The organism is Streptomyces sp. NPDC033177, from assembly GCF_055577715.1.
On record NZ_JBVIPS010000006.1, the window covers coordinates 356,848 to 370,839 of the forward strand.

The window sequence follows — 13,992 nt, forward strand, 5'->3', positions numbered from 1 at the left end:
CCCACGTGCAGGATCGATGCTCCGCCCCCGCGCACGCGCGGGCCGTAACCGTAGGTGTCGGGCGGAGTTGAGAAGTCCGTGGAAGAGACCATGGGAGTCACGTCAGCCGCGCACATCCCGAAGCAGCGCGGAGAATCCTTGCTGGACACGGCCGTGCGATACGCGGAAGAGCGCCACTGGGACGTGTTCCCCGGGACGTGGCTGGAGTCCGTCGAGGGGGCCGAGATCTGCTCGTGCGGTGACACCGCGTGCACGACACCCGGTTCGCACCCGGCGCGCGAGGACTGGGCGACACAGGCGACGGGCAGCGCGACCGGCGCCAAGCGGCTCTGGTCCAAGCAGCCGAAGTCGTCGATCCTGCTGCCGACAGGCCGTACGTTCGACGCCATCGACGTGCCGGAGACGGCCGGGTTCCTCGCGCTCGCCCGCATGGAGCGGATGCAGCTGACGCTCGGCCCCGTGACCTGCACGCCCGACCGCCGGATGCAGTTCTTCGTCCTCCCCGGCGCCACCGCCAAGGTCCCTGACCTGGTACGCAAGCTGGGCTGGCCGCCCGCGGCGATCGACCTTGTCTCACTCGGCGAGGGTGCCTATGTCGCCGCGCCGCCGACCCGGTTCGGCGCGACCGGCGCCGTGCAGTGGGCCTGCCGCCCCACCCCCGCGAACCGCTGGCTCCCCGACGCGGAGGAGATCATCTCGCCGCTTGCGTACGCGTGCGGGCGCGAGGCCCGGCGGTAGCGCGTCCCCGGGGCGCACGGACGCCGGACGGGCTGGTTTTCCAGCTCCCGTCCGGCGTTTGTGCTTCTCGCCGACGTATCGTGCGGAAACGGCGACGAAAGGCGGACACGGTGACCGAAGTGACCAAGGTGACCGAGGCAGTACCGCCCGCGGCGGTGAGAGTGCAAGGGCTGTGGAAGGCCTTCGGCCAGCAGATCGCCGTCGCCGGGATCGACCTCACCCTCCCCGCCGGCAAGTTCATCGGCCTCGTCGGCCCGAACGGCGCCGGCAAGACCACCACCCTCTCGATGGTCACCGGACTCCTGCGCCCCGACCGGGGCACGGTCGAAGTCGTCGGCCACGACGTGTGGACCGACCCCGTCCAGGTCAAGGCCCGTATCGGCGTCCTCCCCGAGGGCCTGCGCCTTTTCGAACGCCTCTCGGGACGCGAACTACTCGCCTACACCGGGCGCCTGCGGGGGCTCCCCGGCGACGAGGTCGACAAGAGAGCCACCCAGCTCCTCGACGTACTGGACCTCGCCGGCGCCCAGCACAAACTCGTCGTCGACTACTCGACCGGCATGCGCAAGAAGATCGGCCTCGCCGCGGCCCTGCTCCACAACCCCGAGGTCCTCTTCCTCGACGAGCCCTTCGAAGGCGTCGACCCGGTCTCCGCGCAGACCATCCGCGGCGTCCTGGAGCGCTACACCGCGTCCGGCGCCACCGTCGTCTTCTCCTCGCACGTCATGGAACTCGTCGAATCGCTCTGCGACTGGGTCGCCGTGATGGCCGCGGGCCGCATCCGCGCCCAGGGCACCCTCGCCGAGGTGCGCGGCGACTCCCCCTCGCTCCAGCAGGCGTTCCTCGAACTGGTCGGCGCGAACGCCCGCGACACCGGATCGCACCTCGACTGGCTGGGCGGCGGCACCCGATGAGCACGCCACCCGTGGCCGCGTCCGCCCCCTCCATCACCCCGGTCTTCGTACGCCTGAAGCTCTCGCTCCTGCGCAACGGCCTGCACCAGTCGACCGGCCGCCGCGCCGCCTACATCGCGTCCGTCGTCGCCGCGCTCCTCGTCGCCGCCCTCCAGCTCCTCGGCCTGATCGCGCTGCGCGGCAACGAACACGCCGCCACCGTCTCCGTCCTGCTCGCCGCCGTGCTCGCGCTCGGCTGGGCGGTGATGCCGCTGTTCTTCGCCGGCGGCGACGAGACCCTCGACCCCACCCGCCTGGTCATGCTGCCGCTGCGCCCCCGCCCCCTGGTGCGCGCGCTCCTCGTCGCCTCCCTGGTCGGCATCGGCCCGCTCTTCACCCTCTGCCTCGCGCTCGGCTCGGTCATCGCGCTCGCCCACGGCGCGACGGCCGCCGTCACCGGCGTCGTGGCCATCGCCCTCACCCTGCTCATCTGCGTGGCCCTCGCGCGCACCGTCGCCGCCGCCAACATCCGCCTCCTGACCAGCCGCAAGGGACGCGATCTGGCCGTCCTGAGCGGCCTGCTCATCGCGGTCGGCGCGCAGGTCGTCAACTTCGGTGCGCAGCGCCTCGGTTCGTCGGGGCTCTCGCAACTCGACCCGGCGGCGGATGTCGTGCGCTGGGTCCCGCCCGCGTCGGCGATCGGCGCCGTCGACTCGGTCAGCGAGGGCGCGTACGCCACCGGGATCGCCCAACTCGCGCTGAGCGCGGCGGCCCTCGCCGCCCTCCTCGCCCTCTGGCAGCGCAGCCTGACCCACCTCATGACCACCCCCGACGGCTCGACCCTCACGGCGGCGGAACCCACCAAGGCACGCGCGGCACACGGCCTGGGACGCCTGCTCCCCGGCGGCCGCACCGGCACGGTCATGGAACGCAGCCTGCGCTACGTGTGGCGCGACCCCAAGACGAAGGCGGCCTGGGTGACGTCCCTGGCCATCGGCCTCATCGTGCCGCTCTTCAACGCCCTGCAAGGGACCGGCTCCATCTACTTCGCGTGCTTCGCGGCCGGGATGCTGGGCGTCCTGATGTACAACCAGTTCGGCCAGGACACGTCGGCGTTCTGGATGGTCGCGATGACGATCTCGTCGACGTATGACGCCTACGTGGAACTCCGGGCTCGCGCGCTGGCCCTCCTCCTGATCACCCTCCCGTACGCGACGCTGGTGACGGTCATCACGGCGGCCGTGCTCGGCGACTGGACCGGCCTGGCGGAGGGGCTCGGCCTCTCCTTCGCCCTGCTCGGCGCGATGCTGGCGACCGGCGCCTGGTCGTCGGCGCGCTTCCCCTACTCGATCCCGCAGGAGGGCTACAAGAACGTGGCCCCCGGACAGGCGGGCCTGGCCTGGATCTCGATCTTCGGGGGCATGGTCGCCGCGGCCCTGCTCTGCGCCCCGGTGCTCGCCTTCACGATCTGGCTGCACGTCTCGGGCGAGAGCTCCTGGTCCTGGGTCCTGCTGCCGCTGGGCGGTGCCTACGGCGCGCTGATCACGTACGTCGGCCTGCGGCTCGCGGCACCGAGGGTGGCGAGGCGGCTGCCGGAGATCCTCACGGCGGTCAGCAAGGGCTGAGGGGCGACATCGCGGGGCCTTGGAACGCAGACGACCCGCGAGCCGTGGTCCCCGCCGTACGAGACGGCGGGAAGCCGGCCGGACTCACCGGCGGCTCGCGGGTCGGGTGACTGCTTGGGATTGGGCCGGTCGCACGCACATCACACGTGCTGGTCCGGCGCCGAAATCGAGTTGCGACGACGGGCCACTAGCCCGCAGTCACCTCACGCGTCCGGTTTCCATGCATCTGCCGAACCACCTCCCTTCATGTGTACGTGCCACCCTAGGAACGGCCCCGTCCGTCGCACAAGCGATTTATTCAGGGCTTTGCACAGCGCTTTGGGGGCAACGATTTCGTCCGACTTCTGGGAAGTGGCTGTGGGCTGCGTCACGTTCGAGTTCAATGATCTGACGTGCGGTATACGCGGAACTCGCAGAACATGCAGCTCATGAGGACACGGCCTGCAGGGGGTGCCAGGTGAGTGCTTCCCGGCGTAGCGGGACCACCGACGAGTTGGGGCCTGAAGAGCCCGAGCCCGGTGGGGCCGAATTGCTTGCGGCATTGCTGGACGGGATGGACGCCGCCCTGTGTGCGTTCGATGCCGACGGGGTGGTGACGCACTGGAATCGTGAGGCCGAGCGGATTCTCGGGTGGTCGGCGGCGGAGGCCGTCGGGCGGCAGGGGTTCGCGGGGTGGGCGGTGCGGACCGCCGACGCCGAGGAGGTCGAGGACCGGCTGATGTCGTCCATGGAGGCGCATGGGCGGCAGGTGCACGAGTTCGCCCTTCTCACCAAGGACGGCGGGCGGGTGCTCGTGCGGACGCAGTCCGCCGCCGTGCGGGGCGGGGACGGGAAGCCCGCGGGGGTGTACTGCGCGTTCAGCGAGGTTCACGCGCAGATCGACCTGGAGCGTTCCATCGCGCTGAGCGAGGCGCTGTTCGAGAACGCCTCGTGGGGTGTGGTGCTCGTCGACGCGGATCTGCGCCCCGCCGTGGCGAACGAACATGCCGCGCGGTCCTTGGGCATGGGGCGTACGGCGTTACTGGGGCGGCCCCTCGGGGAGTTGCTCGGGCAGGGTGTGGAGGAGCTGGAGAGCGCGCTGAGTCATGTGCTCGCCGAGGGGGCGCCGCCCGCGCCCGCCGAGATGTGGGTGTCGGTGCGGGCCACGGAGAGCGGTGAGCCGGAGCGGCGTTGCTGGCGCAGCGGCTTTCTGCGTCTCGCGTCGCCGCTCGCGGAGGAGCCGGTGCCGTTGGGGGTCGCCTGGCTCTTCCTGGACGTGACGGAGGCGAAGCAGACCGAGCAGGAGGCGGCGCAACTCCGTTTTCGTTCCCAGCAGTTGCACCGGGCGGCGCGGGCCGCGGGTGAGTGCGAGGATCCGATGGAGGCGGCGACGGTCCAGCTGGACTTCGCCCTTGCCGGGTTCGCCGACCACGCGTTGATCGATCTGGTGGCGGGAGAGGCGGCGGGTGCGGGGGGTGCAGGGGGTGCGGAGCCGGTACGGCTGATTCGCGTCGCCGCCACGCCTGCCGGTGCTCCGGGGCCGTGCCTGCCGGTGGCCAAGGCGGGGCTTCCCGTCCGTTATCTGGAGGGTCACCCGGCCCCGCAGTGCGTGAACCGGGTGGGTTCCGTGCGGGCCAGTGCGGGGACCGCGCCGCCGGAGCGTGCCCGGGAGTGGGCGGCGGTCAGGCAGTGGCCGGAGGACACGGTGCATGCGCTGTGCGCGGTGTTGCGGAGTCGGGGGCGGACGCTGGGGGTGGTGACGTTCCTGCGGGGCGCGAGCCGCACGCAGTTCGAGCGGGCGGATGCGGTGTACGCGGAGAGCGTCTCGGCGAGGGTTGCGGCCTCGCTTGACCTGGCGGGGGTCCTGAGCGGCTGACGGCTCCCCTGCCCACCCGATCGCCCCGCGGCGCGTCGAGTGGGTGATCATCCAACGCCGGGCAAACGGGTGGGCGGCTGGGGGAATGCGCCGCGCAGCGGCGGTTCAGGGCCCACCCGCCAGCCAAGCCAGGCTCCGCCCGGGGCCTGAGGTCCGTGCGGCCGGCGCAGCCGCCCCGTTGGCCCGGCTCCCCCGGGGCCTGGAATCCGGCCGCCCGGCCGGCTAGGCCGCGTGCAGCGCCAATGTTGGGGAGAGGCGGGCTGCTCGTACCGCCGGGTAGAGGCCCGCCACCGTGCCGATCGCCAGCGTCGCTCCGAAGCCGCCGGTCACGGCCCATAGGGGGACCACCCAGGGGAGCCCGCCGGACACCGCGTACGCGGCCGTCGCCGCCGCGCCGATGGCGATTCCCGCGAGACCGCCGAGGCCCGACAGCAGGAGGGACTCCGTCACGAACTGGATGCGGATCTGCCCCTTCGTCGCCCCCATGGAGCGGCGCAGGCCGATCTCGTACCGGCGTTCCAGGACCGAAATGATCATGGTGTTGGCCACGCCGACTCCGCCCACCAGCAGCGCGATCCCGCCGAGGCCGAGCAGCAGTGTGGAGAAGGCGCCTTCCGTCGCCGCCTTCGCCTGGAGGGCCGAAGAGGGGTCCGTCACCTGGACGTTGCGCGGGTTCTCCGGGTCGATCGACGCGGCGAGCAGCTTGCGGACATCGTGCACGGAGGCGTCGGTCGACCGTTCGTACACTGACGTGGGGCGGCCGTCGAAGCCGAGTTCGGTCTTCGCCGCCTCCCAGCCCACGAGGGCCGAGCGCTCCACGTCGGGCGAGAGCGGCAGCGGGTCGAGGATGCCGACGACCGTGAAGTAGCGGTCCTCCACCCAGACTTGCTGTCCGGGCTCCGTGATGCCGAGGCGGTCGGCCGCGACATGGCCGAGGACGATCGAGGGGTAGCGGCTGTTGGCCGCGTTGAACCACGTGCCGTGCCCCATCTCGCCCCGCAGCACCTTCAGCAGGCCCTCGGTCGCCGCCTTGACGGCGATACCGCCGGTCTCGTCCTCGGGGATCTTCTCGCTGCGCCGCACGCTGTGGTCGAGGTCGCCGGTCGCGCCGACGTCCTGGACGCCCTCGATGCGGGAGACCCGTCCGGCGGCGTCGCGCGGGAGCACGACCTTCTCGCCGGAGAACATCGGCTCCCCGGGGGCGGCGACCAGCATGTTCGTGCCCAATTCGTCCAGTTCACGCATGAGTTGCGCCTTGCTGGAGGAGGAGATGCCCACCACGGCGATCATCGTGGCGATCCCGATGGCGATGCCGAGTGCGGAGAGCACGACCCGCACGGGGCGGCTGCGGAGGCCCGCCGAGCCCACGTGGAGCACGTCCCGCGGCCCGAGCCGCGCCGCCTTCAGCCGTACATGTTTCACGCGCTTCGTACGGATCATCCGGCGAACACCTCCGACCCCGTCGAGGAGCGGACATCCGCCACCACCTGTCCGTCCCGGATCCGCACCTGCCGCGGCAGCCGTTCGGCGATCTCCGTGTCGTGCGTGATGACGGCGATGGTGGCGCCCTCGGCGTTGAGATCGTGGAGGAGTTCCATCACCGCCTCGCCGGACGCGGAGTCCAAAGCTCCCGTCGGCTCGTCCGCGAGGAGCAGGTCCGGCGCACCGACCACCGCACGCGCGATGGCGACGCGTTGCTTCTGGCCGCCGGAGAGTTCGTGCGGGCGGTGTTTCATGCGGTCGGCGAGGCCGACGCGGTCAAGGGCGTCGGCGGCTCTCGCGCGGCGCTCCCCGCGCGAGAGGCCCGAGTACAGGAGCCCCTCCGCCACGTTGTCGCGCGCGCTGATCCCCGGCACGAGGTGGAACGCCTGGAACACGAAGCCGATGTGCCGGGCGCGCAGTGCGGAAAGGCTGCGGTCGGCGAGCGTGGCGATGTCGTGTCCCGCGATGGCCACGGAGCCCTCCGAAGGACGGTCCAGGGTGCCGATGATGTGCAGCAGGGTCGACTTGCCGGAGCCGGAGGGGCCGACGATGGCGAGGAGTTCGCCCTCCTCCACCCTGAGGTCCACGCCGCGCAGGGCGGCGACCCCGCCCGGGTACGCCTTGGTGACCCCGCCCAACTCCACGACGGTGCTCATATCTTGGGCACCCCGACCTTCGTGCCGGCCTTGAGTCCGCCCCCGGTGACCTCGACGCGTCCCTGGCCGAACATGCCGAGTTCGACCTTCACCTGGCGGGCGCGGCCGTTCTCGACGACCTGGACGCCGTAGCCGCCGCCGGGCAGCGCGAGGAGGGCGTTGACGGGGACGGAGAGGACGTTCTCGCGGGTCTCGCCGGTGAGGTTGACGGTGACGGGGGACTGGTCGAATCCGTCGACCTTGCCGGGGTCGTCGAAGGAGACGGTGACCGGGATCTTGGGGGTCTTGTCGGCCGGGTCGTCGCCCGGCTTGGCGGTCTTGCCGACGGAGGCGACCTTCCCCTTGGCGGTCGTGCCGTCCGGGAGGTCCACGGTGACCTTGGTGCCCACCTTGGCGAGCTTCCCCTCGGCGACGTCGAGCTGGAAACGTACGACCCGCTCCGAACCGGTCGTGCTGAGCACCGGTTTGCCCGGAGCGACCTGGTCGCCGACGGCCGACTCGGTGGACTTCACGCGGACGCCGCCGGGCGAGAAGGCGATCTGGTCGGGGCCGACGCGGCCCGTCTGCTTCTGGTCGTGGGCCTTCTGCCACTGCTTGACGGCTGCCGCCGTACCCGCCGTGTACTCGTCGTCGACGGCGAGCCCGGCGCCGTACCCGAGCGCCTGGAGGTTCTCTTCGAGCTGGCGTACGTCGTTGCCCTCGTCGCCGGTCCTCAGCGTGCGGTACATGGGCTCGGTGCCGTACATGAGGCGTACCGGGACGCCGTTGACCTCGTACAGGCGTCCGTCCCGCTTGATCGTCGAGCCGCTGCCCGCGGACCAGGTGAGGGTGCCGGTGGTGCCGGCGTTGACCTTGCGTTCCTTGGCGTAGCCGAGGGTGCCGTCGGCCTGGGTGCCGCTGCTGAGGTCGCCGCGTTCGACGGCGGCGGTGGCGGGCGGGAGCCCGGCGTCCTGCTGCGTGGACCCTGCCTTGCCGTTGTCGGCGAGGGCGGTGACGGCGACGCCGCCGCCGGTGATCGCGATGAGGGCGACGACGGTGGCGACGACGGCGGTGCGGCGCCTCACGCGACGATGTCCTTGCACGCCTTGGCGGCCTTCTCCATCTTCTTCGCCTCGGCGCCCTTGGGGATCTTCTGGGCTTCCATGGCGCCGCCCTCGAACTTCGGGTCGGGCATGTTGAAGCCGTTCTTGCGCATGCACTGGGCGTACTTGAGCATCTTGTCCTTGTCGGCCTGCGAGGGACCGCGGGCGCCCGCGCCGCCGCTCTTGCCGGTGCAGTCCTTCATCGCAGCCTCCATCTTCTCTTTGCTCAGGTCGCCGCCGATGGTGATGCCGCGGGTGTCCTCGCCCGCCTTGGGCTCGGGGACCTTGAGGCCGTGCTTGCGCAGGCACTCGCGCTCCTTGAAGGCGGCGTCGGCCTGCTTGCCCTTGCCGCCGTCGGCCTTGTCCTGGCTGCCGCTGTCGCCGCCGGAGGAGCAGGCTCCGGTGAACAGGGCGAGGGCGGCGATGCCCGATGCGATGGCCGCTGAGCGCGTACGAGTCCTGCGAGTCCTCATGGCTTCCCCTCACTTCTCACGTCTTGCTGTCGCGCTCAGGCTGGCGGGAAGGGAGGTTTCGTTTCTCTCAACGGAGACGCTTACACCGACGAAAGGTGCACTTCAGGTACACAGGCCGGATGCGCGTACTGCTGGTGGAGGACGAGGAATTCCTGGCCGAGATGATCGCCGTCGGGCTGCGCCGTGACGCGCTCGCGGTCGATGTCGCGGCCGACGGCCTGACGGCGCTGCGCAAGCTCCAGCTGGGTGAGTACGACGTCGTCATCCTGGACCGGGACCTGCCGGGCCTGCACGGAGACGAGGTGTGCCGCAGGGTGGTGGGCCAGCGGCTGCTCACGCGCGTCCTGATGCTGACGGCGTCGGCCACGGTCCGGGACCGGGTGGCGGGCCTCGGTCTGGGCGCGGACGACTATCTGACGAAGCCTTTCGCGTACGACGAGCTCCTCGCCCGCGTCCTGGCCCTGGGCCGCCGCACGCGCCCCGCGCTCCCGCCGGTGATCGAACGCGCGGGCCTGGTCCTGGACACCGCACGCCGTCAGGCGAGCCGCGACGGCCGTCATCTGGCGCTCTCCCGCAAGGAGTTCGCGGTCCTGGAGGCGCTGCTGCGGGCGGAGGGCGCGGTGGTCAGCGGTGAGGACCTGATCGAACAGGTCTGGGAGGAGGACACCAGCTACCGCACGAACGCGGTCCGCGTGACCCTCTCCAAGCTCCGCGCCAAACTGGGCGACCCCCCGGTGGTGGAGACGGTCCCGGGCGCGGGCTACCGCATCGCGGGCTGGTCGGCGTGAGGGGGTGGGGCGGGGGTTCCGTCAGGCGTTTTCGTGTTGGGCGGCTCAGCAGTGAGCGTGGGCGGCTGACCGCGCTCTATGGCGGCATGCTGCTCCTGGCGGGGGCGCTGCTCACCGGGCTCGTCTACTTCCTGGTGCGGCAGGGGCTGTACTCCTCGATCAGCGCCGCCGTCACCACGGCCGTCCCCCGCAGGGTCGACCCGCCCTGGGTGCTGCCCACCCCGGCCACATCCGCCGTGCCGGCCCAACGGGTGCCGTCCGACGCCGCCGTCTCGTCCCTGGACCTCACGCAGGGCCTCGCCGTCACGAAGATCAGCGACGTCGCCGAACAGGCGGCCCTGAGCAGGCTGCTCACCGTGTCGGTGATCGTGCTGTTCGTCTACGCGGCGCTGTCCATCGTTCTCGCCTGGTGGATGGCGGGCCGCGTCCTGCGGCCGGTCGGCGTGATCACCGGCACCGCGCGGCGCCTGTCGGGCGAGAACCTGCACGAGCGCATCGCGCTCGACGCGCCGCCCGGCGAGCTGAAGCAGCTGGCCGACACCTTCGACGAGATGCTCGGCCGGATAGAGCAGCTGGTCAGCGCGCAGCAGCGGTTCGCCGCCAACGCCGCACACGAACTGCGCACCCCGCTCGCCGTCCAGCGGGCCGCCGCAGAGATCGGGCTCGCGGGTGAGCCCGACGCGGGTCAGGTGGCCCGCATCCGTAAGAAGCTCATCTCAGTCGCCGACGACAGCGAGCATCTGATCGAGGGGCTGCTGCTCCTCGCCACCTCGGAGCGGGGGCTCGAACTGCGGGAGCCCGTGGCCCTCGACGTCATCGCCGACGCGGTGGCGGAAGGGCTCGCGGGCCGGGCGGCCGAGCGGGACGTCACCCTGTCCCTGCACGCCGAGCCGCTCACCGTGACGGGTGACGGGGTGCTTCTCGACCGCCTCGTGCACAACCTGGTGGCGAACGCCGTGGACTACAACGTCAAGGGCGGCCGGGTCGAGGTGCGCACGGGCCGGGACGGCTTCGAGGTCACCAACACCGGACCCGTCATCCCGCCGGACACCGTCCCGCACCTCTTCGAGCCCTTCCGGCGCCTTCACGCACGTACCCACGCGCGCGGGGAGGGCGCGGGCCTCGGTCTGTCCATCGTGTTCGCGATCGCCCGCGCACACGGCGCAGAGGCGACCGCGGAGGCGAACGGGGAGGGAGGGGGGCTCAGCGTGCGGGTGCGCTTCCCCCACGGGGCCCACAGGCCTCCACAGGGGTGACTCAGCGGCGGTAGAAGATCCGGTCGCCGTACTCGGCGAACACGCGGCCGTTCCACTCGTGCCCGCCGTCCACGTTCCCCGACCGCAGGACCGGCGGCTCGACGCCCCGCGCGGCAAGACGTTCGACGGCCGTGGCCATCATCGCCTGCATGATCGCGTTGGCGACCACGCTGGAGGCGGGTCCGAAGGGCGCGCCGACCGTGTCGAGGCCGAGCTCCGCGTCACCGACGGTGATCTTGGAGTCGATCACGACGTCGCAGTGGTCCTTGAGGAAGGTCCCGGACACGTGCCGCGACTTCGTCTCCGTCGCGTACGCCACGGACGTCACCCCGATGACCTTCAGGCCGAGCGCGCGGGCGTTCATCGCCATCTCCACGGGCAGCGAGTTGCGCCCGGAGAGCGAGATGATCACGACGACGTCGCCGGAGCGGGCCGGCGAGGAGTCCAGGACGGCGCCCGCGAGCCCGTCGACCCGCTCCAGGGCCGAGCCGAGCGTGGCGGGCATGACGTCGACGCCGACGACCCCGGGGACGGCGAGCAGGTTCATCAGGGCGAGGCCGCCCGCGCGGTAGACGACGTCCTGGGCGGCCAGCGAGGAGTGCCCGGCACCGAAGGCGAAGAGCCTGCCGCCGGACTCGACCGCGTCGGCGAGCAGCGTGCCCGCGGCGTCGACGTTGCCGCCCTCCTCGTCGCGCACCCGCCCGAGCAGGCCGATCGCGGCGTCGATGTACTGACCGGCCAGCTTGCTCTCGCTCTTCGAGCCCATGCGCCGAGGGACCTTTCCGGGTATGTATTTCCTGGTGGTGCCTGCACGTGTTTCCCGTGTGCCGCGGATCACGTTGCGGTCTGGACCAGTGCCCTGTCAATACGGCCCGAGCACCCCGTCAAGGCCGTCTGGACCGGGTTTTCCCCTGGCGCGACCCGGTTGTCAGCGGTATGCGTCAGACTTGAGGGCAGGGCCGGCCGCACGAGCGAGATCTGAGGGGCACCCATGTCGGGGCTTATTGACACCACTGAGATGTATTTGCGCACCATCCTCGAGCTGGAGGAGGAAGGTGTGGTCCCCATGCGCGCCCGGATCGCCGAGCGTCTCGACCAGAGCGGGCCGACGGTGAGCCAGACGGTCGCGCGCATGGAGCGTGACGGCCTGGTGGCCGTCGCCAGCGACCGTCACCTGGAGCTGACCGAGGAGGGCCGCAGGCTCGCCACGCGCGTGATGCGCAAGCACCGCCTCGCGGAGTGTCTCCTGGTCGACGTGATCGGCCTGGAGTGGGAGCAGGTCCACGCGGAGGCGTGTCGCTGGGAGCACGTGATGAGCGAGGCGGTGGAGCGCCGCGTCCTGGAGCTCCTGCGCCACCCCACCGAGTCTCCGTACGGCAACCCGATCCCGGGCCTGGAGGAGCTGGGCGAGAAGGACGGGGCCGACCCGTTCCTGGACGAGGGCATGGTGTCCCTGGTCGATCTCGACCCCGGCACGGAGGGCAAGACCGTGGTCGTGCGCCGTATCGGCGAGCCGATCCAGACGGACGCGCAACTGATGTACACGCTGCGTCGCGCGGGCGTGCAGCCCGGCTCCGTGGTGAGCGTGACGGAGTCCGCGGGCGGGGTGCTCGTGGGCAGCAGCGGTGAGGCCGCCGAGCTGGACGCGGAGGTCGCCTCGCACGTCTTCGTCGCCAAGCGCTGAGGCCCGCCGGACCAGGGTCCGGCGGCTTCCGGCCCCTGTTACCGAGAGTTCATGTCAACTAGCGGTAACGGTTGGGCAGTTGTGAAGACCCGGGGGTCCGATGGGGTCCAAGATTCAGTGTGCGGAATCGCAGCGCCCGGACGTTTTGCGTGCGAGGCTGTCGCGAGAGGCATATGACTTGAGGGCTCTTGCCGTGTCGGCGCCTGGTCGCCGCCACGGCCGTGGGAGGGGGCAGGAGGATGTGCCCATCAGGTGAGCGGGAGCGCGAACGCGAACAGTGCGCGTCATCGCCCCCTGAGCACGCAGAGGGCCCCGGCGCCCTTGAGCGCCGGGGCCTGTCCTCCCCTGTTCTGACCCGGAGCCCCGAGCTCCCAGGGTCATCCCCCTCGGACCGTTTTCCCCGAGCGGCCCGCCTCCCGATGAAGATCTCCCCTCGGCAGCGGCGGCCAATCCTTGAGCGTGGTCACTCGAATGAGGGGTGTTGGCGGCGAACTGGCCGCTTTCGAAAAAGAGTTCGATAGCGTGCGGGGGTGCGTGACGGAACCAGGCGTTCGGCCCGAGTGGATTCAAGGGGGGTGCCAGGAAACATGGTGCGGCGCATTGACGTGACAGGCGCGGGTGGCGTGAGCCTCGCCGCCTGGGAGTTCGCCGATCCTCCCAAATCGAGGGAGACCGACGGTCCGCCCGGCGGCGTGCTGTTACTGCACGGCTTGATGGGCCGTGCGTCCCACTGGGCGGGCACCGCCCGCTGGCTCGCCGAGCGACATCGCGCGGTCGCACTCGACCAGCGCGCGCACGGGCAGAGCGACAAGCCCCCCGAGGGCCCTTTCACCCGCGATGCCTACGTGGACGACGCCGAGGCCGCGCTCGTCCAGCTCGGCCTCGCTCCCGCCGTCCTCATCGGCCACTCCATGGGCGCGCTCACCGCCTGGCAGCTCGCCGCGAAGCGCCCCGACCTCGTCCGCGCCCTGATCATCTGCGACATGCGGGCCTCCGCTCTCGGGGCCGCGTCGCAGCGCGAGTGGGAGGACTGGTTCAAGGCCTGGCCCGTGCCCTTCGCCACGCTCGCCGACGTACGGAAGTGGTTCGGCGAGGACGATCCCTGGGTGGAGCGGCCCAATCCCTCGCGCGGTGAGTTCTTCGCCGAGGTGATGGCCGAGGGCCCCGACGGCTGGCGCCCCGTCTTCGACCGCGAACAGATGCTGAAGTCCCGGGAGACGTGGGTGTTCGACGCCCACTGGGAGGATCTGGCCCAGGTCCAGTGCCCCGCCCTGGTCGTCCGCGGCCTGGACGGCGAGCTGGGCCGTGCCGAGTCCCAGGAGATGGTGCGGGTGCTGCCCCGCGGGGAGTACGCGGAGGTGGCCGACGCCGGGCACCTGGTGCATTACGACCAGCCGGAGGCCTGGCGCGAGGCGATCCAGCCGTTCCTCGACGGAGTCCTGACGGGGTAGGCCGCGCGG

Annotated in this window: 13 protein-coding genes; 8 read left to right on the plus strand and 5 right to left on the minus strand. The window is 71.4% G+C overall.

Features of this window, described 5'->3' with window-relative positions:
• Positions 1 to 90: 90 nt before the first annotated feature.
• The 4 genes from ACZ5U5_RS22535 to ACZ5U5_RS22550 all read left to right on the plus strand — a co-directional run bounded on the left by ACZ5U5_RS22535 (position 91) and on the right by ACZ5U5_RS22550 (position 5,111).
• Entirely contained in the window at positions 91 to 738 is a 648-nt protein-coding gene (locus ACZ5U5_RS22535) for a bifunctional DNA primase/polymerase (protein ID WP_469024432.1), read from the plus strand.
• 110 nt (positions 739 to 848) lie between these two features.
• A complete protein-coding gene (locus tag ACZ5U5_RS22540; RefSeq protein ID WP_469024436.1) occupies positions 849 to 1,652 on the plus strand; it encodes an ABC transporter ATP-binding protein in 804 nt (267 codons plus the stop codon).
• Complete coding sequence (locus ACZ5U5_RS22545) at positions 1,649 to 3,256, plus strand: transporter (protein WP_469024439.1); 1,608 nt, start codon at positions 1,649 to 1,651, stop codon at positions 3,254 to 3,256. The genes ACZ5U5_RS22540 and ACZ5U5_RS22545 overlap by 4 nt, the downstream gene beginning before the upstream one ends.
• Positions 3,257 to 3,713: 457 nt before the next feature.
• Positions 3,714 to 5,111, plus strand: coding sequence for a PAS domain-containing protein (locus tag ACZ5U5_RS22550; protein WP_469024442.1), 1,398 nt, complete (start codon positions 3,714 to 3,716; stop codon positions 5,109 to 5,111).
• A 222-nt stretch (positions 5,112 to 5,333) separates the two neighbouring features.
• Here the strand turns inward: ACZ5U5_RS22550 and ACZ5U5_RS22555 are convergent, their stop codons facing one another.
• From ACZ5U5_RS22555 to ACZ5U5_RS22570, 4 genes are read right to left on the minus strand one after another with little or no spacing between them, the layout of a single operon-like run.
• Positions 5,334 to 6,551: an ABC transporter permease gene (locus ACZ5U5_RS22555; protein ID WP_469024445.1), complete on the minus strand. Its 1,218-nt coding sequence runs from the start codon at positions 6,549 to 6,551 to the stop codon at positions 5,334 to 5,336.
• Positions 6,548 to 7,249: an ABC transporter ATP-binding protein gene (locus ACZ5U5_RS22560; protein ID WP_469024448.1), complete on the minus strand. Its 702-nt coding sequence runs from the start codon at positions 7,247 to 7,249 to the stop codon at positions 6,548 to 6,550. Before ACZ5U5_RS22560 ends, ACZ5U5_RS22555 begins: the two co-directional genes overlap by 4 nt.
• A complete protein-coding gene (locus ACZ5U5_RS22565; RefSeq protein ID WP_469024451.1) occupies positions 7,246 to 8,313 on the minus strand; it encodes a peptidoglycan-binding protein in 1,068 nt (355 codons plus the stop codon). The genes ACZ5U5_RS22560 and ACZ5U5_RS22565 overlap by 4 nt, the downstream gene beginning before the upstream one ends.
• Positions 8,310 to 8,804, minus strand: coding sequence for a hypothetical protein (locus tag ACZ5U5_RS22570; protein WP_469024453.1), 495 nt, complete (start codon positions 8,802 to 8,804; stop codon positions 8,310 to 8,312). The genes ACZ5U5_RS22565 and ACZ5U5_RS22570 overlap by 4 nt, the downstream gene beginning before the upstream one ends.
• A gap of 119 nt (positions 8,805 to 8,923) precedes the next feature.
• On the opposite strand from ACZ5U5_RS22570, the gene ACZ5U5_RS22575 reads away from it, so the two are divergent.
• Together ACZ5U5_RS22575 and ACZ5U5_RS22580 are read left to right on the plus strand one after the other, a co-directional pair.
• The gene (locus ACZ5U5_RS22575; RefSeq protein ID WP_469024455.1) at positions 8,924 to 9,592 is read left to right on the plus strand and encodes a response regulator transcription factor; all 669 of its coding nucleotides are present in this window, start codon (positions 8,924 to 8,926) and stop codon (positions 9,590 to 9,592) included.
• A gap of 86 nt (positions 9,593 to 9,678) precedes the next feature.
• The gene (locus ACZ5U5_RS22580) at positions 9,679 to 10,848 is read left to right on the plus strand and encodes a sensor histidine kinase (RefSeq protein WP_469024458.1); all 1,170 of its coding nucleotides are present in this window, start codon (positions 9,679 to 9,681) and stop codon (positions 10,846 to 10,848) included.
• Between the two features lies 1 nt (position 10,849).
• Here the strand turns inward: ACZ5U5_RS22580 and ACZ5U5_RS22585 are convergent, their stop codons facing one another.
• The gene (locus ACZ5U5_RS22585; protein WP_469024460.1) at positions 10,850 to 11,614 is read right to left on the minus strand and encodes an SIS domain-containing protein; all 765 of its coding nucleotides are present in this window, start codon (positions 11,612 to 11,614) and stop codon (positions 10,850 to 10,852) included.
• A gap of 225 nt (positions 11,615 to 11,839) precedes the next feature.
• Here ACZ5U5_RS22585 and ACZ5U5_RS22590 point away from each other — a divergent pair, with 225 nt between their 5' ends.
• Together ACZ5U5_RS22590 and ACZ5U5_RS22595 are read left to right on the plus strand one after the other, a co-directional pair.
• The gene (locus ACZ5U5_RS22590; protein ID WP_160505687.1) at positions 11,840 to 12,532 is read left to right on the plus strand and encodes a metal-dependent transcriptional regulator; all 693 of its coding nucleotides are present in this window, start codon (positions 11,840 to 11,842) and stop codon (positions 12,530 to 12,532) included.
• Between the two features lie 587 nt (positions 12,533 to 13,119).
• Positions 13,120 to 13,983 (plus strand): alpha/beta fold hydrolase, encoded by an 864-nt coding sequence (locus ACZ5U5_RS22595; RefSeq protein ID WP_469024462.1) that lies wholly within the window; start codon positions 13,120 to 13,122, stop codon positions 13,981 to 13,983.
• Positions 13,984 to 13,992 lie beyond the last annotated feature (9 nt).